Source organism: Amycolatopsis sp. w19 (assembly GCF_051373225.1).
GTDB classification, from domain to species: Bacteria; Actinomycetota; Actinomycetes; order Mycobacteriales; family Pseudonocardiaceae; genus Amycolatopsis; species Amycolatopsis japonica.
In genome coordinates, this window is the sequence record NZ_JBPQFM010000001.1 from 688,651 (window position 1) to 706,402 (window position 17,752).

Genomic DNA, 17,752 nt, shown 5'->3' on the forward strand with positions numbered 1-17,752 from the left:
CGCAATACCATCCAAAAACCATCACTGGACCGCAGGTATCGGCACGGACAGGATCGACCGCATGACCGGAACACTCTTCGGCTCCAACCTCGTCGCCATGGTCACCCCGATGGAACCCGGCGGCGCGCTCAGCGAACCCGGCCTCGCCGGCCTGATCGACCACCTGCTCGCCAACGGCTGCGACGGCATCGTCGTCGGCGGAACCACCGGGGAGTCACCCACCCTGACCGACGCCGAAGCCGCGCGGCTCGTCCACACCGTGGCGAACCGCGCCGGGAACCGCGCACGCGTGATCGCCGGAGTCGGCACCTACGACACCGCCGCCTGCATCCGGCGCGCGAAGGAAGCCGAGGCGGCCGGCGCCGACGCGCTCCTGCTCGTCTGCCCCTACTACTCCAAGCCGACCCAGGCCGGGATCGTGGTCCACTGCCAAGCGGTCGCCGACGCCACCGACCTGCCCGTCATGCTCTACGACGTCCCGGCCCGCACCGGAACGGCCATGGAAGCGGCCACCCTGATCGAACTCGCCCGCCACCCCAGGATCCGGGCCGTGAAGGACGCCAAGGGTGACCTGTTCGAAGCGATGACCGTCATGGCGCACACGCCGCTGGCGTATTACTGCGGCATCGACGAACTCAACCTGCCCTATCTCGCCGTCGGCGCCACCGGCCTGGTCAGCGTCGTGGGCAACGCCTTCGCCGACCGCAACGCCGAGCTCATCCGAGCCGTCCGCGGGGGAGACCTCGACACCGCGCGCTCGCTCAACGCCGGGTTGCTTCCCCTGGCGGAGGCCGTCATGCGCACCTCACAGGGGGCGATCATGGCCAAAGCCGCACTGGCCGAACTCGGCATCATCCCGCACGCGACGGTCCGGCTCCCGCTGCTCGAATCGCCGCCGGAGCACCTGCGGCGCCTTCGCGACGCCTTGACGTCCCTCGGCACCGCGGCTCTCGCGGTGTCTGGGCGATGGGCTCGATGCCCCCAATGTGGCATTGGGGACACCGAGCGTCTCCAATGCCACATTGGGGGCATCGAGCTGCGAGGAGGAGCGTCTCGGGCCCCTCAATGATGGTCGTCGGTAGGTAATGAAGGCCTCCTTGAGGGACCCAGAGTCCCTCAAGGAGGCCTTCACGGACCGGAGGATCGGTCACGTACCTATGCCGAGCAGGACCCCGAGACACGGCGAAGCCCCCGCGGAGGGAGGTCGCGGGGGCTTCGCCGGTTCGTGGTGGGGCTAGCTACTTGTGCCGTGCGTCAGGCGGACCGGGTGGTCCTGCGTCCCTTCAACTCGGCGAGACGTTCGTTGAGCAGATCTTCGAGCTCCGGGATCGAACGGCGCTCCAGGAGCATGTCCCAGTGCGTCCTCGGGGGCTTGACCTTCTTCTGCTCCGGCTGCCCGCCGTCCACGATCTCGGACTCGCTGCCGTGCAGCCTGCACTCCCACACCGAAGGGATCTCGGCGTCGTCGGAGAAGGGCACCTCGAACTCGTGGTTCTTGGGGCAGGCGTAGCGCACGGTGCGCCGAGGCGCGAGGTCGTGGTTGCGGTCGGTCTCGTAGCTGACCGCTCCCAGCCGGCTTCCACGGAGAACACGGTCGGCCATGATGGGGGTCCTTTCAGTCAGCTCCGGGTGGAGCCAGGGTGATGCTCACCCTATGCAACGACGATGAGCCCCTGGAGATTCCCTGGACAGCATGTCCTTGCTCACGATGAGCTGTGTCACCCGGTGGCAACAGCTTCTCCTAGTAGGAGTGGTTTCGCGCTCTGGCGTGACGTCAATCCGGCCATCTTGGTGCGGATATCCCCCAGATGGGCTAGTAGTACGCCTGTCACGTCAACCGTAACTGACCGTGTTGGGCTGAGGTGGGCCCCAGGTCGCCCAGTCGAAAGTGCCGACGGCACAATACCTGATAACGGACCGTGTTCGGCTCAGCCTCGGAACGTGATGCCGATGAAGTTTCAACTAGCGACTGCTCGGTATCCGCGACCACCACGGTGTCCCCGGCCCGCAGCACCTCGCCATCGGAAACCCGCGCGTTGAACCGTCCCGTCTGCCCGCACCAGCACAACACCTCGACCTGGACCGGCTGCAACTCGTCCGCCAGCTCGAACAACCGCGCGGCACCCGGGAACAACATGCTCCGGAAATCCGTCGCGATCCCGAAGCAGTACACGTCGATCTGGACGTCATCGGCCAGTTCAGCCAGCTGATCCACCTGATCGGGCGACAAGAACTGCGCCTCGTCGACGATCAGGTAGTCCACATGCCGCCCGGCCGCCCACTGCTCACGCACCAGCAACCGCAGATCGGTCTCGTTCCCCACCTCGATCGCCTTGCGCGTCAGCCCGATCCGGCTGGTGATCTGCGGCTCCCCGGACCGGTCATGCCGCACCAGCACCATCCCGCGACGACCCTGCCGCGCGTGGTTGTGGTCGATCTGCAACGCCAGCGTCGACTTCCCGCAGTCCATCGGCCCGTAGCAGAACTTCAACTTCCCGACGACCGGCACACCCCGCCGTGAACCCGCCACCGGCACCGACGACAACGCGTCCGTGGGATCCGGGCCACTCTCCTTCAGTACGGTCACGACGCTCGACCCTATCGGCACGCTCCCACGTCACAGCACCGCCGGTGGTCGGTTACCCGCCGCCTCGATCGCCCGGCGCACCGGGACCAGCCACACGAACACGAAACCGAGCACGAAGAAGATCACCAAGGCGATGATCGCGTACCGGAACGAACCGGTGATCTGCCCGACCGCGGCGAACAACAGGGGACCGAGCCACGACGTCCCCCGCTCACCGACCACGTACAGCGAGAAATACTGCGCGTCCTTGCCCTCCGGGATCATCTGCCCGAACAACGACCGCGACAACGCGTTCGTCCCACCCAGCACCAACCCGATCCCGACCGCCACCGCGTAGAACTGCAACGGCTCACCGGCCTCGATGAAGTACGCGAAGCACAACACGACCACCCAGGCCACCAGACTGCCCAAGATCGTCTTCTTCGCCCCGATCCGGGCCGCGATCGCACCGTGGATCATCGCGCCGGCGTAAGCCAGGAACTGGATCACCAGGATCGTGACGATCAGCACCTGCGTGCTGTACTTCAGCTCGTCCTTCCCGTACTGCGCCGACACCGCCACCACCGTCGTGATCCCGTCGGTGAAGACCAGGTAGCTGCCGAGGAACGCCAGCGTCAAGGGATACGCCTTCGCGTCCTTGATCGTCCGCCCCAGCTCCTTGAACCCGGCCGTCAGCACCGACAGGCCCCGCTCACCCGACTTCGGCACATGAGTCTGGGGGAGTGCCCGCACCGCCGGGATCGTGAACACCGCCCACCAGATCCCCGACGTCAGGAAGCAGATCTGGATCGCCAGCCCTTCGCTCACCCCGAAGAACTCGTGCCCCATGAAGAACCCGAGCTGCAACGCCAGCGCCAGGCCACCGCCGAGGTACCCGAACGCCCACCCCTTCGACGACACCGCGTCCCGCTCGTCCGGCTCCGCGATGTCCACCAGGAACGAGTAGTAGACGACCAGCGCACCGCCGTAACCGATGTTCGCCAGGATGAACGTCCAGACACCGACCTCCCAGTTCGTCCCCGCGATGAAGAACATCAGCGCCGAGGCCACCGCGCCCAGGAACGCGAACCCGCCGAGGATCCGCCGCTTGTGCCTGCTGCGGTCCGCGATCGCACCGGCGATCGGCAGCACCAGCACCTGGGTCACCGTCGCGATCGACAGCAGATATCCCCACAGCGAACCCGCCGGGAACTGCAGCCCGAACAACGAGACGTCGCAGTTCTGCAGGGTGCTCGAAGCTCCACTCGAATCGGTGCACGCCCTGTCCCCGTTAAGGGTGAAATTCGCCTTCGCGTCCGCGGACGCGATCTCGCTCAAATAGAGCGCTCCGAAGACGGTGATCACCGACGAATAGAACGGCGAATTGGCCCAGTCGTAGAGGTACCAAGCCCGCCACACCCGCTTGCGTTCACGGGTCACGGCCACCGTCATGCACAGCTCCTGAAGTAGAGAACGTCGAGGTCAGCGGGAGACTACTGGTGATCACACCCACCTGTCCGGCACGAGTCCGGACCGTGTTCGTTTCGACGCGAGACGAACCCTTGCCGGACACCTTCCCGACCATCGTCGGCGTGTCGCTGCCACGATCCCCGTGTGTTTCGTGTGAGGCTGGTGAGCGAGCTGTGACTCTTGTGAAGCAAGTGTCCGGTATTTACTGTTCCGCTCATGAGGACCCATCGCCTTCGCACAGCACACCGCGTAGTGGCGAGAACGCTCCTGCTCGCCCTCGCCGTAACGGGCCTGCAGATCGCCACCACCGGATCCGCCGCCGCGGATCCCCACGGCACCTACTGGTCCAAGCTCCGCATGTGTGAATCGAGCGGGCGCTACAACATCAACACCGGTAACGGCTACTACGGCGCCTACCAGTTCGACCTGCCCACCTGGCGCAGCGTCGGCGGCCAAGGACGACCCGACCAGGCCACCCCTCGCGAACAGGACTACCGGGCCCTCTACCTGTACCGCATGCGCGGCTGGCAACCCTGGGAATGCGCCGGCAAGCTCGGCTTCCGCAACGACAGCGACGGCCGCAGCAAACGCGTCCCGTCCTACGCCGACTCCGCCTACATCGGCGGGGGAGGACAGCCCGCCCCGCCGCCCGCACCCAAACCGAAGCCCACCCCGCCCGCTCCGCCCGGCGGCCCCAAACCCGCCTGGCCCGGCGTCGTCTACGCCTACGGCGACTGCGCCGTCGCGCTCAAGCAGTTCCAGCTGCGGATGAACGCCTTCGGCTACGGCTTCACCGGAACCGGCTGCTACTACGACAAAACCCGCGAAGCCGTCCTCGCCCTCCAACGCGCCAACGGCATCAACGACTCAGGACGACTCGGCCCCAAGACCTGGGACGCCGCCTGGAACGGCAAACCACCCCGCTGACCCCCAGGCGTTTAGTCCTCTGAATGCGTGTGAGCGCATTCAGAGGACTAAACGCGGGATCAGGAAGGCCACGAACCCCGCTCCCGAAGCACCTCACGCAGCAGATCCGGCCGATCCGTCACAATCCCGTGCACCCCCAGATCCAGCAGCAACCGCATCTCCGCCGGATCGTCCACCGTCCACGTGTGCACCTCGAAACCCCCACGCGTCGCCTGCCGCAGGAACGCCCGGTCCACCACCTTCAACCGCCCCTGCCGCACCGGCACCTGCGCCATCGCACCCCGCGACAACGCCCGCAACGAGAACAGCGGCAAGAACCCGTTCGCCCACATCACCGCCACCGAACGCGGACCCATCGCCGTCACCAGCTTCGGCCCCGCCAGCTTCCGGATCCGGGCCAACCGCGCGTCGGAGAACGACGCCGCCGCGACCCGGTCATGCGCACCGGTCCGCTCGATCGCCCGGACGAACGGCTCCACCGCCTCGTTCGACTTCACATCGATGTTGAACCGCGCCTCCGGCAACTCCTCGAGCACGTCCTCCAGCCGCGACAGGGGCGCACGACCCCCGATCTTGACCGTCCGCAGCTGCGCCCACGTCTGCCGCGAGATCAACCCCACGCCATCGGTCGTCCGATCCAACGACGCGTCGTGATGCACGACCACCACACCGTCCGACGTCGCGTGCACATCCGTTTCGAGATAGCGGTAACCCTCCGTCACCGCCTGCTGGAACGCCGGCAACGAGTTCTCCAGTCCTTCCAGGTCACCGAGGTGCCAGCCACGATGGGCGAAGGCACGCGGAAGCGGATCGGCGAGGTACGGAAACAGTGTCGGCACCCCACTAGTGTGCACTTCGGTCGTGGCCCCGGCATGATCGTCGGGTGGCCAGCTAGGGTCTGAACCGTGAGGGAAGTGGCCGAACACCCGAAGACGTCCGCCGAAGAGGTGTCCGAGCTACGCCGCGCGGGGGCACCCAAACACTGCGGATGGTGCGGCCGACGCCTCGAACAAGGCGGCAACGTCGGCAGGCGCCGCCGTTACTGCGGGCAATCGTGCCGCCAGCGGGCTTACGAACGCCGGACCGCCCTCCAACGCAGCGGCCTCCCCGAAGACGCCGTCGTCCTCTCCGACACCGAGATCGCCACCCTCCAGGACCGGCTCTTCCAGCTCCGCTGCGCCGCGGAAGACGTCGTCACCGCGGCCGACGACGGCGCCTCCGTCGCCGAACTCCGGAACCTGGCGGGCGAAATCGCCCAGGCAGCCAAGGACCTCGAACAACTCCGCTGACCTACACGATCCCGTCCAGCGCCCGGTACGTCCGATTGCTCGCGGCCGCCGCCCGCTGCTCACGACCGGTCGCCTCGATGTAGTTCTGACTGGTCGCAAGGCTCGCGTGCCCCAGCAGCGCCATGATCTCCGACGCCGTCGCGCCGTCCTCCGCCAGCCGGGTCGCGAAGGTGTGCCGCAACGCGTGGAGATTCGCCCCGACCGGCACACGGTCGTGCAGGCCGGCCCACCGGTAGCAGGATCTGACCAGGTACTCCAGCGCCCCGCGGCCGATCGGCTCGCCGGCGCGATCCCGGAGGAGGGGAGTGGAGGGCCCGAACCGCTGCTGCGGGAACCGGCGGCGGCAGGAGGCGAGGTACTCCTCGATGATCTTCTCCATGATCGGCTGCACCGGGATCGACCGGTCCCGGCTTCCCTTGCCGTGGACGTGCAACCGCATCTCGCCCTGACGGCCGACCAGCGACCGCGCCGTCAGCGCCCGCATCTCCGCGGCACGCAGCCCGGCGACCAGCCCGAGCGCGATCACCAGGACGTCCCGCTCCGGCCACGGATCCCGGGCCCGCCGCGCGCCGTCGGCGGCGGCCGCGAGCAACTGCTCCGGGGTTTCCTCACCCCGCAAGGGTTTCGGCGTCAACGGAGGCGCCTTCGGCCGGGCGACGGCGCCCATCGGATTGCCCGCGAGCAGCCCGTCGGACACGCAGAAGGTGAGGAACTGGTTCCAGGTCGACCACGCACGCAGCACCGAACTCTTCGCGTGCGTGTCCGCGAAGGCACCGAAGGCGTTGCGGAGTGCCTGGGCGGTGAGCATCTCGACCGTGAGGTCGTCAGGGGAGCGGTCCAGCTCGCGGAGCAGAAGAGCGGTGATGCCGGCGAGGTCGCGGCGGTAGGCGTCGGTGGTGTGAGGAGAATCCTTACGGGGACGACGTGCGGCGAAAAAGGCTTGCTGTGCCTCGGAAACCCTCATGAACATCTTGTACCGCATGGCACCGACAGTCTTACACTGGGTTATATTCCGTTTCATGCATAATAGTGATTATGCATGAAACGGAGTGATGGGTCCGGAAACTCCTCGCGGGGGATCTCGGCACTCCTGTCGCTCTCCGATGTGTCATGAAAGGGTCGTTCCTGACGTTTTTCGTCCTGAATAACCCTTTCATGACACATCGGGCCACCAAGGTGCTCTGGGGCCTGCGGAGGTCGCCGACTAGGACGACTCGGCGAGATCTGTCCGCGACTGACGCCTCCGTTGATCATCATCGGCCGGGACATCCGGATCAATTCGTCACAGTGACGTATTGGGGTCGGGTGATCGGACATCGGTTCCTCGTCCTCTGGGGGCGTCCTGAGATGTCCTGAGCCTCAGGGGTCGGCCTCGCAGGGAGAGTCGAAGGGAGCGATGCCCGCGTCGAGTGCGGCGAAGGGCGCTTTCGCTGCGTGACATGCGGTGAAGGACGCTTTCAGCCCACGTCAGGGCTCCTCTCGACCGCCGTTATCCAGGCCGGCCAAAGTGCCGATAATGTACATTATGTCAAGTAAGCGTCATGAGCGTCTTCCCCCGCGGCGTGTGGTTCGATGCCCCGATGACTCCGACCGAAGCCGACCTCGCTGACGCCTTGACCGCGGCCACCCGTGCGGCTGTCACAGAACTGTTCCGCGACAACCCCGGCCACACCTTCTACTACGTCACGCTGACGACGACTGGCGAAGCGTTCGGTCCGGCGCTGTCCGCGTGGTCGCACGAGGCGCTGGCTCAGCGGGCCGAGGCCGACGAGGTCCGCTACTCCTATGCCGATTCGCCGTTTTCGATCTTGGGTGAGGAACATCTGAAGCCGGTACGTGACCTGTTCGCCGCCCGGCCGGCGGTCTTCGAACTCGACGACGAAGAGTCCGATGCCGAGTTCGACCTTCGACTGCGTGCGATGGAGACGGCACTGCGCCGGCTCTCCGACGAAGGCCTGTTCGGCGTCGGCGAGACTCGCGGGGAAATCCTGATTCTGGCTGAGGTCGTTCCTGAGGACGAGGACAACGTCGCCCGGGCTCGTCGGCTCAACCCTCCTGGGCCGGCGCTGGATGCCTGGCTGACCTACTGGGGCGTCGGCTGATACACGACACAAGATGTCGCATATTGAGTGGAATGGTCCTGTCATGGAATCTCGACTCAACCCGTACATCAGGTTCAACGGAAACGCGCGACAGGCGATGGAGTTCTACCAGGAGGTCTTCGGCGGCAAGCTGGAAATCGGCACGATCGCGGATTTCGGTGTGCCTGACTCTCCCACCGCCGACAAGGTCGTGCACGCTCAGCTCGACACCGCGAACGGTCACACGTTGATGGCCTGCGATGTCGATGGCCAGGTCGAGGACGTGCCCCACTCCCCTGGCAACAACGTCGCGGTCTACCTCGGCGGCGACGCCGAACTTCGCGGCTATTTCGAGAAGTTGTCCGTCGGCGGCACCGTGACGATGCCTCTGGAGAAACAGCTGTGGGGTGACGAAGCCGGCGCGCTCGTGGACGAGTTCGGGATTTCCTGGATGTTCAACATCACCCTGCAGCCGGAGCCACTCGCCGGGTGATCCGGTCGAACAGTTCGACCAGCGGCTCACTGACGTCCCGGCCGAACTCGGTCAGTCCGTAGGTCACCTGTGGCGGCGTCGTGGGCTCGACCTGTCGCCAGATCAGGCCGTCCTGGACGAGTGCGCGCAGGGATTGGGCGAGCATCTTCTCGCTGATCCCCTGGATGCTTTCGCGTAGCTCGTAGAAGCGGAGATCGTTGCGCTGCAAGGAGATCAGTACCCAGATCCCCCACCGGCTGGTGACGTGACCGACCACGTCGCGGGCGGCGCAGTCAGTGTGAAACACCTCATAACGCGGCTCGGTGTCGGCCGGTGTGAACTGCGCGCCTCCTGCCATGGGAGGAGCTTACCTCTGGGTATGTACTTACGAAAAGTTAGCCGCGCTCCCTAGCGTCGTCGCCACAGGAAGATCGAGCGAAGGAGTGGGCCATGATCGTGGTGACCGGGGCTACGGGGAACATCGGTAAGCCGTTGACGAGGGCGCTGGTCGAGGCGGGCGAGCAGGTGACGGCGGTGTCGCGGCACGTCGCGGCGGCACCGCCCGGAGGCAGGCACGTGGTGGCCGATCTGGCGGAGCCCGTCACTCTCGAACCCGCCTTGGCCGGGGCGAAGGCGTTGTTCCTGCTGCTTTCCGGCGATCTGCACGCCGTCGGGGCGAACCCGGCCGACATCATCGGTCTGGCCGCGGCGAGCGGGGTGCGCAGGGTCGTCCTGCTCTCGACGTTGGGTGTGGCGACCAGGCCTTTCGGCACGACGCGGATGGCGATGCGTGAGCTGGAGGACGTGGTGCGGGAGTCCGGTTTGGACTGGGCGATTCTGCGGCCGGGTGGTTTCGCCTCGAACGCGTTGTGGTGGGCGGAGTCCGTGCGCTCGCGGCAGGTGGTCGCGGCGCCGTTCGGGGACACCGGGGTGCCGATCGTCGATCCGGCGGACATCGCGGAGGTCGCGGCCGCTTGTCTGCTGGACGATCGGCATCTCGGTGAGGTGTACGAGTTGACCGGTCCGGCGGTGATCACGCCGCGTGAGCAGGCTGCTGCGCTCGCTGCTGTTTTGGGCTCGCCTGTGGCTTTTCAGGAGCTCACGCGGGAGGAGGCGAAGGCGGGGATGGTCTTGAGCATGCCGGCGGAGCTGGCCGACGACACCTTGGACATCATCGCTTCGCCGACTCCGGCCGAGTTGCGCGTGAGTCCGGATGTGGAGCGGGTGCTCGGTCGCGCGCCGCGGTCGTTCGCCGAGTGGGCTGCCAGGAATGTCGCGGCGTTCCGCTGACGGGTCGCGCTAGGGTCGTCTCCGGATACCGAATCTGGGGGTTGCCGAAATGTCCGAGAGCACCGCTGTGCGTGTCGATCCGTCCAACGAGCGGATGTTGAAGGCGTGGGATGGTGACGACGGCTCGTTCTGGGCGAAGCGTGCGCAGCGGTTCAACGACGGTGTCGCGGCGTACCGGGATCTCTTCTTCGCCGCGGCTGATGTCCAGGCGGCGGACCGGGTTCTCGACGTCGGCTGTGGTGCCGGTCAGACGACGCGGGACGCGGCCCGGCTGGCTGCCGAGGGTTCGGCGCTGGGTGTCGATCTCTCCGGTGAGATGCTCGGTGTCGCTCGTCAGCTGGCCGAGAAGGAGCGCGTTCTCAACGTCTCGTTCGAGCAGGCGGACGCGCAGGTCCATCCGTTCGCCGAGGCCCGGTTCGACGTGGTGATCAGCAGGCACGGCTCGATGTTCTTCGGTACTCCCCTGGCCGCGTTCGCGAATCTGGCCAGGGCGACCCGGCCGGGTGGCCGTCTGGTTCTGCTGACGTGGCAGCCGTTGCGGCTCAACGAATGGATCACCACGTTCCGGACGATCTTCGCGGCAGGCCGTGAGGTTCCGTCAGCGAATCTGGCGCTCAGCGATCCGCGGGAGATCGAGGAGTTGCTGACCTCCGCCGGGTACGTCGACGTCGAGTGCACCGCGGTGAACAAGCCGATGTTCTTCGGTGAGGACGTCGACGACGCGGCCGAGTTCATCGTCGAGCAGCACGGTGGCAGGTTGAGCGGCCTGGATGACGCCGCGCGCGACGGTGCCATCCAGGCCTTGCGGGCGGATCTCGCCGAGCACCAGGCCGACCAGGGCGTTTTCTACGGTTCGGCGGCCTGGCTCGTCGAGGCGCGGCGTCCTTGAGCTACTGCTTGCGGGCGATCAGGTAGGCCTGTGGGGTGCTTTCGAATTCCTCGGACGGCTCACGGACGAGGGTGGAGAGCAGGCTGAAGCCGGCCTCCCCCAGCTGTTCGGCGATCTTCTCGGGTACCAGCCGGTACGCGTCGCAGGAGATGTCGTGGCCGTACGCGTGCTCGATGTGGCGTACTTCGTCGCCTACCTGGAAGGCGAGCAGCAGGTGGCCGCCCGGGGCGAGGATGCGGTGGAAGTCGGCGAAGATCTCCGGCAGCCGCTCTCGTGGGGTGTGGATGATCGAGTACCAGGCGACGGCGCCGGCGAGCGCACCGTCCTCAAGGGACAATCCGGGCATCTCGCCGAGCTGGAAGCCCAGATGTGGGTACCACTTCCGGGCGACGGCGAGCATTCCCGGCGAGAGGTCGACGCCGTGGATGTCGAGCCCGAGCTGGTGGAGGTACTCGGTGATGCGGCCGGTTCCGCAGCCGATTTCGGCGACGCGGCCGCCGCCGGCGGCCTGGACGAGCTCGGTGTACGCGCCGAGGACGGCGCGGTCCCAGGTGGATCCGGCGAGGTGGTCGCGGAGGAGTTCGGCGTAGTCGGCCGCGACCGTGTCGTAGGCGGTGCGGGTCGTTTGGAGGTAGTCGGTCACGGCGGCGACCCTAGACCCGGGCACCGACAACAATCGTCGCGTACAGGTCTTCGTCGGTGATCACTTCGGGGGTCAAACCGTGGTGTGCCATGGCTTCCGCGGTGCTTACGGCTTGGCTTTCGCCGGTTTCGATGAGCAGGTGCCCGCCGGGTGCGAGCCAGTGGGGGGCTTCGGCGGCGACGCGGCGGTGGACGTCGACGCCGTCGTGTCCGCCGTCGAGTGCGACGCGGGGTTCGTGGTCTCTCGCCTCGGGCGGCATCATCGCGATGGCGTCGGTGGGGACGTACGGGGCGTTGACGACCAGGATGTCGACGCGGCCTCGTAGCGACGTGGGAAGTGGTGCGTACAGGTCGCCTTCGAAGACCTCTCCCCCGGCTTGGGCGACGTTCTCGCGGGCGCAGCGGACGGCGGCGGGTTCGATGTCGGCCGCGTAGAGCCGGATGTCGCCGAGTTCGGCGGCGATGGCGGCGCCGAGCGCGCCGGTTCCGCAGCAGAGGTCGAGGACCACCGCTCCCGGTCCGGCGAGGGTGACGGCGTGGCGGACGAGGAGTTCGGAGCGTTGCCGTGGCACGAAGACGCCGGGTTCGACGGCGATGCGGAGTCCGTGGAATTCGGCCCAGCCGAGGATGACTTCGAGTGGTTCGCCGTCGACGCGGCGTTGGACCATGGTGTCGAGTTCGGCCGGGGTGCGGGCTTCGGCGGTGAGGAGCCGGGCTTCGTCTTCGGCGAAGACGCACCCGGCCGCCCGCAGCTTGTCGATGATGGTCACTTGTCCCGCAGTCTGGTGAGGATTCCGTCGAGGGCCTCGCGGACGGTGTCGGGGACGCCGTTGGTGCGCAGGTCGGTGAGGAACTGTTCGTTGAGCCCGCCGGGGGTCATGTGCTTGCCGGTGAGGGTTTCGAGGGAGCCGTTCTGTTCGGCGAGGGACTGGCCGAGCTGGCCGAAGATGTGGCTGGTGAAGGCGGTCGCCGTGGTGTCGTCGATGCCCTGGTCGGTCATCCAGGCGGCGATGGTGCCGAGGTAGTCGAGGTGGGCGGCGAAGGTGGCGGTGGCGCCGCTGAAGACGTCGAGGTCCTTCTCGGCGGCGGGGACGACGCTGCCGCCGATGCTGTCGAAGAGGGCTCGGGCTTCGGGGTTGTCGGGGTACATCGCGGTGAGGCTTTGGCGGCGCGCGGCGGGTGGCAGCGGGATGCTCCGGACGACTTCGCGGGTGGGGGCGGCCCAGTCGCGCAGCCGGTCGAGGGGGACGCCGGCGAGGGCGCTGATCAGGACGTGCTCGGGGCGGAAGGTGAGGTCGCGGAGGACTTCTTCGGCGATGGGCGGGCGGACGGCGAGGATGATCGTCGTGGCGCTGTCGACGACGGCTTGGTTGCTGTCGCGGACTTCGACGTTGGCGAAGCGGGCGGAGAGTTCTTGCCCGACACTGCGGCTACGGGGTGAGAGGAAGATCCGGGGCGGGTCGGTGACGTCCTTGCTGAGGCCTTCGACGATGGCGGCGGTGATCTCCCCCGCGCCGATGAATCCGTAGTCCATGGTCAGGCTCCCGTGTGGCCGTCGACGCGTTCGCGGATGAGGTCGGCGTGGCCGTTGTGGCGGGCGTATTCGCCGATCATGTGGACGTAGAGCATGCGGAGTGAGAACGGGTTTCCGCCGAGGTCGAAGGTGTCGTCGAGCGATCCTCCGGCGGCCGCCTCGTCGGCGAGCCGGATCTCTTCGAGGAGGATGTCGTAGGCCTCTTCGGCTTTGGTCGCGTCGAGGACTTCGAAGTCGTGGTCCTTGCCGAGGGCGGGGTCGTAGAGGGGTTCGATGTCCTGTGCGGCGTAGCGCAGGCGGAACCAGAAGCGTTCGACCTTGGCGAGGTGCCGGACGAGGCCGAGGAGGGTGAGGTTGGAGGGCGGGACCGACGCCGTGGCGAGCTGTTCCCCGGTGAGACCGGCGAGTTTGTGGAGGAAGGTGCTGCGGTGCCAGGTCAGCAGGGAGGGCAGGAGGATCCGCTCGTCGGCGGCGGTGTCGCCGGACGGCCGGGTGACCTCGGGGGCGGTCCATGTCATAGCGGCGATCATGCCATCGGGTGACGTGGGATTCGTGGTGCGCCGGCTGGGGTGAGCGGGGTCACGTGAGCGGGCTGAATCCTTTCGTGGGGTTCTCGGCTCTTGTAAGGGCCGGGACAAGCTCGGCGCGGGAGGAGGTTCGTCGTGGAGGCCGATTGGCCGCGGGATTCGTTGATCGTGGCGGCGCAGGGCGGGGACGCGTCCGCCATCGCCGCTCTGGTCTCGGGTTCCCATCCGCATGTGCAGCGGTTCGCGCGGTCGCTGTGCGCTTCGCCGGAGGACGCGGAGGATTCGGCGCAGGAGGCGCTGATCATCCTGTATCGGAAGATCGGCTCGCTGCGGGCCACCGGTGCGCTGGCGTCGTGGATGTTCCGGATCGTGCGCAACGAATGTCTCCGGCGGGCGCGCCGGGCGTGGCGTGGTGACGATCTGGCGGATTCCGTGGTGATGGTGTCGGCCGAAGAGGACGCCTTGGATCGGCTGGAGGCGCAGCGGGTGGCCGCGGCGATCGCCGAGTTGCCCTCTGATCAGCGTCGCGTCTTGATCATGCGTGACATCCAGGGTCATTCGGGCCGCGTGGTGGCCGACGCGCTCGGGCTGAGCCCGGCCGCGATGAAGTCCCGGCTGCATCGCGCGCGGGCGGCGGTTCGTGCCTCTCTCGACAACCCTGCTTCCTGACCTTCTGTTGAGGAGTTCTTCAATGCTGGAAATCGGTTCCGCCGTCCCTGATGTCGTTCTGGAGGACACGTCCGGTCAGGTCGTGCGGCTTTCGGAGTTCCGTGGCACGAGGAACGTGCTGATCTATTTCATGCGGTCGACCTCGTGCCCGGTGTGCAACGGCCATGTGAAGGATCTCGTGGGGCGCGCGGAGGAGCTGGCCGCCGCCGACGTGCGGGTGCTGGTCGCCGTCCCCGAGGAGCGGGCGGAGGCCAAGGCGTGGCGGGCGAAGCGCGGGGTGCCGTTCCGGGTGGTGACCGGTCGGGGCGGGACGCCGCACGAGGCCTTCGGGCTGGGGAAGAAGCTGCTGCAGCAGTCGGGCAGTGTGCTGTTCGACCGGGACGGGGTGGTTCGTCACGCGCATGCGGCGACGATGCCGACCAGTGCTTATGACAAGAAGGGCATCGTCAAGGCCGTCGAAGGGCTCGCCAAGGTGCGTTGACTGAAGGTGTGAATCGGTGCTTCACTTCTTGGGTGCCGTACCGACGTACACCGAAGGTCCAGGAGCGCTTGGACGCTCAGCGCGACGCCGTCCTCGCCGCCGCCATGGAGCAGTTGGCCGAGCGCGGGTACGCGGGCTGCTCGGTGTCGGCGGTCGCGGAACGGGCGGGGGTGGCGGTCGGCAGCGTGTACCGCCACTACCCCACCAAGGCCGCGCTGGTCGTGGAGCTGTTCCGCAAGGTCGTCACGCGTGAGGTCGAGGCTGTGCGCGAGGTGTCGGAGCGGCCCGGTACGCCCGCGGAGCGGGTTGTGGCGGTCTTCGACACCTTCGCGAGCCGGGCGTTGAAGACGCCGCGGATGGCGTACGCGCTGCTGGCCGAGCCCGTGGATGCGCCGATCGAGGCCGAGCGGCTGGTGTTCCGGCGCGCGTTCCGTGACGTCGTGGCCCAGCACGTGGCCGACGGTGTCCGGTCCGGGGTCCTGCCCGCTCAGGACGCGGACGTCACCGCGGCGGCGCTCGTCGGCGCGGCCGCCGAGGTGCTGATCGGCCCGTTGACCACCGGCAGTGCGGACGAGGTGTCCGGGCTGCGCACTTTCGTCCTGCGTTCCTTGGGAGGTTCCGATGCCGGTCACTCATGAGGTCACCAATCAGGTCCCGCCACTGGCGGAGTACGACGTCGCCGCCGATCCGGCCTTGCTGGAAGGGCTGGAGCGGGCGGGCGCGGGCTGGGCGGTGGCCGAGGTGCACGCCCTCGGCAGGCTCGCCGGGAGTGAGCAGGCGCAGGAGTGGGGCAGGCTGGTCAACGAGAACGAGCCGGTGCTGCGGACGCACGACCGGGTCGGGAACCGGATCGACGAGGTCGAGTTCCACCCGTACTGGCACGAGCTGATGGACGTCGCGGTGTCCTACGGGCTGCACGCGGCGCCGTGGCGGGATCCCCGCCCGGGCGCGCACGCGGCGCGGGCGGCGAAGATGTACGTGTGGGGGCAGGTCGACGCGGGGCACACGTGCCCGATTTCGATGACGTACGCGGCGGTGCCGGCGCTGCGGTTCAACCCCGAGCTTTCCGCGCGGTACGAGCCGATGCTGGCGGCGACGGAGTACGACTTCGGGCTGCGTGAGCCGAGTTCGAAGCGCGGCCTCATCGCCGGGATGTCGATGACGGAGAAGCAGGGCGGGTCCGACGTCCGGGCGAACACGACCACGGCGCGGCCGCTGGGTGACGGCAGCTATGTGATCGTCGGGCACAAGTGGTTCACCTCGGCGCCGATGTCGGACATGTTCCTGACGCTGGCACAGGCGCCGGGCGGGCTGTCGTGTTTCCTGCTCCCCCGTGTCCTGCCGGACGGCTCGCGCAACGGGATCCGGTTGCAGCGGCTGAAGGACAAGCTGGGCAACCGGTCCAACGCGTCGTCGGAGATCGAGTACGACGACGCGATCGGCTGGCTGGTCGGCGAGGAGGGCCGCGGGGTGCGCACCATCATCGAGATGGTGAACAACACCAGGCTGGACTGCGCGGTCGGGAGCGCCGCCGGGATGCGGTATGGAGCGGTGCGGGCGATCCACCACGCGCGGCATCGTCGTGCGTTCGGGGCGAATCTGGTGGATCAGCCGCTGATGGGCAACGTGCTGGCGGACCTCGTCGTGGAGTCCGAGGCGGCGACGACGGTCGGGATGCGGCTGGCGTCGGCCACCGACCGGCCGGAGGACGAGCAGGAGCAGGCGTTCCGGCGGCTGGGGCTGGCGGTGACGAAGTACTGGGTGTGCAAGCGCGGTCCGTCGCATGCGGTCGAGGCGCTGGAATGCCTGGGCGGGAACGGGTACGTCGAGGAATCGGGGATGCCGCGGCTCTACCGCGAGGCTCCGCTGATGTCGATCTGGGAGGGTTCGGGCAACGTCGCGGCGCTGGACGCGCTGCGGGCGATGGCGAAGCAACCCGAGTCGGTGGCGGCGTATTTCACCGAGGTCGAGCAGGCGTCCGGTGCCGACGCGCGGCTGGACGACGCGGTGGGCAGGCTGCGCAAGGAGCTGTCCGATCTGTCGGACATCGAGTACCGGGCGCGGCGGCTGGTCGAGTCGATGGCGCTGGTGCTACAGGGGTCGCTGCTGGTGCGGCACGGGACGCCGGCCGTGGCCGACGCGTTCTGCGCGTCGCGGCTGGGCGGCGACTGGGGTGTCGCCTTCGGGACGCTTCCGTCCGGAGTGGACACGCGGGCGATCGTCTTGCGCGCGGAGGTCTGAGCGGAGGCGTCGTGCGCGGGCGGCGATCTCGCGTGATTGAACGGCGCACTCGCGTGATTGAAGGCGGATCTCGCGTGATCAGGCGGCGAACACGGCCGGGACTCTCGGTGCCCGTATGACCACGTGCTGCGGCGGTCCGGTCGATTCACCCGGCCGGACCGCCGCCGAGCACTGCGAACAGCCGCAGGATTGCGGAATTCGGGTGCATGCAAGGGCTCTTGGGTCGGCTACGTTCCTCGGTCATGGTCGATCGCCGAAGATGCCTGGTCCTGGTTCCCGTGGCGCTGTTCGCCGCCGGCTGTGCGACGGCCGCGCCGACGCCGATCTTCGCGGCGGCGAGTTCGGCGCCTTCCGTGGAGAGCGCGCCGATGCTGGGGGCGGCGGCCCCGTCCGGTGCGCCGTTCGTGGCGGCGGACGGACGGGACCTGAGGTCCTGCGCCGACGGTGAGTGCGAGGTGCTCGTCCGGACCGGCGACCAGATCCCCAACGACGGCGGCGCCGGACCGCTCTCGGTCGCGGTCCAGGCCGGGAAGGTGGGGCTCGCCCCGGCCTCGGGCGGGATGGGCGCCGCGGTGTCCGGTCCGCCGGGGATGGCCCATCAGATCAACCGGCAGGTGATCGTCGTCGTCGCGGTGCAGGGCGACGAAGGGATCGTCCGGCTCAGCCGGAAATAG

Annotated in this window: 22 protein-coding genes; 12 read left to right on the plus strand and 10 right to left on the minus strand. The window is 67.8% G+C overall.

Features of this window, described 5'->3' with window-relative positions; all coding sequences use genetic code 11:
• The first annotated feature begins 61 nt into the window (after positions 1-61).
• Positions 62-1,069 (plus strand): 4-hydroxy-tetrahydrodipicolinate synthase, encoded by a 1,008-nt coding sequence (dapA, locus tag ACSMFO_RS03060; RefSeq protein ID WP_436456817.1) that lies wholly within the window; start codon positions 62-64, stop codon positions 1,067-1,069.
• Between the two features lie 185 nt (positions 1,070-1,254).
• Here dapA and ACSMFO_RS03065 read toward each other — a convergent pair whose 3' ends face one another.
• From ACSMFO_RS03065 to ACSMFO_RS03075, 3 genes are all read right to left on the minus strand, one after another.
• Complete coding sequence (locus tag ACSMFO_RS03065; RefSeq protein WP_005151365.1) at positions 1,255-1,602, minus strand: RNA polymerase-binding protein RbpA; 348 nt, start codon at positions 1,600-1,602, stop codon at positions 1,255-1,257.
• 226 nt (positions 1,603-1,828) lie between these two features.
• Positions 1,829-2,587: a thymidine kinase gene (locus ACSMFO_RS03070; protein WP_436456818.1), complete on the minus strand. Its 759-nt coding sequence runs from the start codon at positions 2,585-2,587 to the stop codon at positions 1,829-1,831.
• 30 nt (positions 2,588-2,617) lie between these two features.
• Positions 2,618-4,018, minus strand: a complete 1,401-nt coding sequence (locus ACSMFO_RS03075) for an MFS transporter (RefSeq protein ID WP_436456819.1) — start codon at positions 4,016-4,018, stop codon at positions 2,618-2,620.
• 270 nt (positions 4,019-4,288) lie between these two features.
• Here ACSMFO_RS03075 and ACSMFO_RS03080 point away from each other — a divergent pair, with 270 nt between their 5' ends.
• Positions 4,289-4,963 carry a transglycosylase family protein gene (locus ACSMFO_RS03080; protein WP_038513504.1) on the plus strand — a complete coding sequence of 225 codons (675 nt, stop codon included), beginning with the start codon at positions 4,289-4,291 and terminating at the stop codon, positions 4,961-4,963.
• A gap of 59 nt (positions 4,964-5,022) precedes the next feature.
• Here ACSMFO_RS03080 and ACSMFO_RS03085 read toward each other — a convergent pair whose 3' ends face one another.
• A complete protein-coding gene (locus ACSMFO_RS03085; protein ID WP_436456820.1) occupies positions 5,023-5,802 on the minus strand; it encodes a glycerophosphodiester phosphodiesterase in 780 nt (259 codons plus the stop codon).
• Positions 5,803-5,868: 66 nt separating this feature from the next.
• Between ACSMFO_RS03085 and ACSMFO_RS03090 the strand changes: the two genes are divergently transcribed.
• Positions 5,869-6,252, plus strand: coding sequence for a hypothetical protein (locus tag ACSMFO_RS03090; protein ID WP_037337960.1), 384 nt, complete (start codon positions 5,869-5,871; stop codon positions 6,250-6,252).
• 1 nt (position 6,253) lies between these two features.
• Here the strand turns inward: ACSMFO_RS03090 and ACSMFO_RS03095 are convergent, their stop codons facing one another.
• Complete coding sequence (locus ACSMFO_RS03095) at positions 6,254-7,234, minus strand: tyrosine-type recombinase/integrase (RefSeq protein ID WP_436456821.1); 981 nt, start codon at positions 7,232-7,234, stop codon at positions 6,254-6,256.
• 559 nt (positions 7,235-7,793) lie between these two features.
• On the opposite strand from ACSMFO_RS03095, the gene ACSMFO_RS03100 reads away from it, so the two are divergent.
• Complete coding sequence (locus ACSMFO_RS03100; RefSeq protein WP_436456822.1) at positions 7,794-8,354, plus strand: DUF4303 domain-containing protein; 561 nt, start codon at positions 7,794-7,796, stop codon at positions 8,352-8,354.
• Between the two features lie 43 nt (positions 8,355-8,397).
• Entirely contained in the window at positions 8,398-8,826 is a 429-nt protein-coding gene (locus ACSMFO_RS03105) for a VOC family protein (protein ID WP_436456823.1), read from the plus strand.
• Here the strand turns inward: ACSMFO_RS03105 and ACSMFO_RS03110 are convergent.
• Positions 8,795-9,163, minus strand: coding sequence for a winged helix-turn-helix transcriptional regulator (locus ACSMFO_RS03110; protein ID WP_378415860.1), 369 nt, complete (start codon positions 9,161-9,163; stop codon positions 8,795-8,797). The two genes, ACSMFO_RS03105 and ACSMFO_RS03110, sit on opposite strands and share 32 nt — an antisense overlap.
• Before the next feature lie 92 nt (positions 9,164-9,255).
• Here ACSMFO_RS03110 and ACSMFO_RS03115 point away from each other — a divergent pair, with 92 nt between their 5' ends.
• Positions 9,256-10,095 (plus strand): NAD(P)H-binding protein, encoded by an 840-nt coding sequence (locus ACSMFO_RS03115; protein WP_436456824.1) that lies wholly within the window; start codon positions 9,256-9,258, stop codon positions 10,093-10,095.
• Positions 10,096-10,144: 49 nt separating this feature from the next.
• A complete protein-coding gene (locus ACSMFO_RS03120; RefSeq protein WP_436456825.1) occupies positions 10,145-10,984 on the plus strand; it encodes a class I SAM-dependent methyltransferase in 840 nt (279 codons plus the stop codon).
• Position 10,985: 1 nt separating this feature from the next.
• Here ACSMFO_RS03120 and ACSMFO_RS03125 read toward each other — a convergent pair whose 3' ends face one another.
• The 4 genes from ACSMFO_RS03125 to ACSMFO_RS03140 are packed head-to-tail and all read right to left on the minus strand — an operon-like array spanning position 10,986 to position 13,690.
• Complete coding sequence (locus ACSMFO_RS03125; RefSeq protein WP_436456826.1) at positions 10,986-11,627, minus strand: class I SAM-dependent DNA methyltransferase; 642 nt, start codon at positions 11,625-11,627, stop codon at positions 10,986-10,988.
• Between the two features lie 10 nt (positions 11,628-11,637).
• Positions 11,638-12,396, minus strand: a complete 759-nt coding sequence (locus ACSMFO_RS03130; protein WP_436456827.1) for a putative protein N(5)-glutamine methyltransferase — start codon at positions 12,394-12,396, stop codon at positions 11,638-11,640.
• The gene (locus ACSMFO_RS03135; RefSeq protein WP_436456828.1) at positions 12,393-13,160 is read right to left on the minus strand and encodes an NAD(P)-binding domain-containing protein; all 768 of its coding nucleotides are present in this window, start codon (positions 13,158-13,160) and stop codon (positions 12,393-12,395) included. Before ACSMFO_RS03135 ends, ACSMFO_RS03130 begins: the two co-directional genes overlap by 4 nt.
• A 2-nt stretch (positions 13,161-13,162) precedes the next feature.
• Positions 13,163-13,690 (minus strand): DinB family protein, encoded by a 528-nt coding sequence (locus tag ACSMFO_RS03140; RefSeq protein WP_081975793.1) that lies wholly within the window; start codon positions 13,688-13,690, stop codon positions 13,163-13,165.
• A gap of 132 nt (positions 13,691-13,822) precedes the next feature.
• Here ACSMFO_RS03140 and ACSMFO_RS03145 point away from each other — a divergent pair, with 132 nt between their 5' ends.
• The 5 genes from ACSMFO_RS03145 (at position 13,823) to ACSMFO_RS03165 (ending at position 17,752) form a co-directional block, all read left to right on the plus strand.
• A complete protein-coding gene (locus tag ACSMFO_RS03145) occupies positions 13,823-14,356 on the plus strand; it encodes an RNA polymerase sigma factor (RefSeq protein ID WP_436456829.1) in 534 nt (177 codons plus the stop codon).
• 22 nt (positions 14,357-14,378) lie between these two features.
• Complete coding sequence (locus ACSMFO_RS03150; protein WP_436456830.1) at positions 14,379-14,837, plus strand: peroxiredoxin family protein; 459 nt, start codon at positions 14,379-14,381, stop codon at positions 14,835-14,837.
• A gap of 32 nt (positions 14,838-14,869) precedes the next feature.
• Positions 14,870-15,475: a TetR/AcrR family transcriptional regulator gene (locus ACSMFO_RS03155; RefSeq protein ID WP_038513474.1), complete on the plus strand. Its 606-nt coding sequence runs from the start codon at positions 14,870-14,872 to the stop codon at positions 15,473-15,475.
• Positions 15,459-17,078, plus strand: a complete 1,620-nt coding sequence (locus ACSMFO_RS03160) for an acyl-CoA dehydrogenase family protein (protein WP_436456831.1) — start codon at positions 15,459-15,461, stop codon at positions 17,076-17,078. The genes ACSMFO_RS03155 and ACSMFO_RS03160 overlap by 17 nt, the downstream gene beginning before the upstream one ends.
• 242 nt (positions 17,079-17,320) lie before the next feature.
• Positions 17,321-17,752 (plus strand): hypothetical protein, encoded by a 432-nt coding sequence (locus tag ACSMFO_RS03165; protein WP_052120558.1) that lies wholly within the window; start codon positions 17,321-17,323, stop codon positions 17,750-17,752.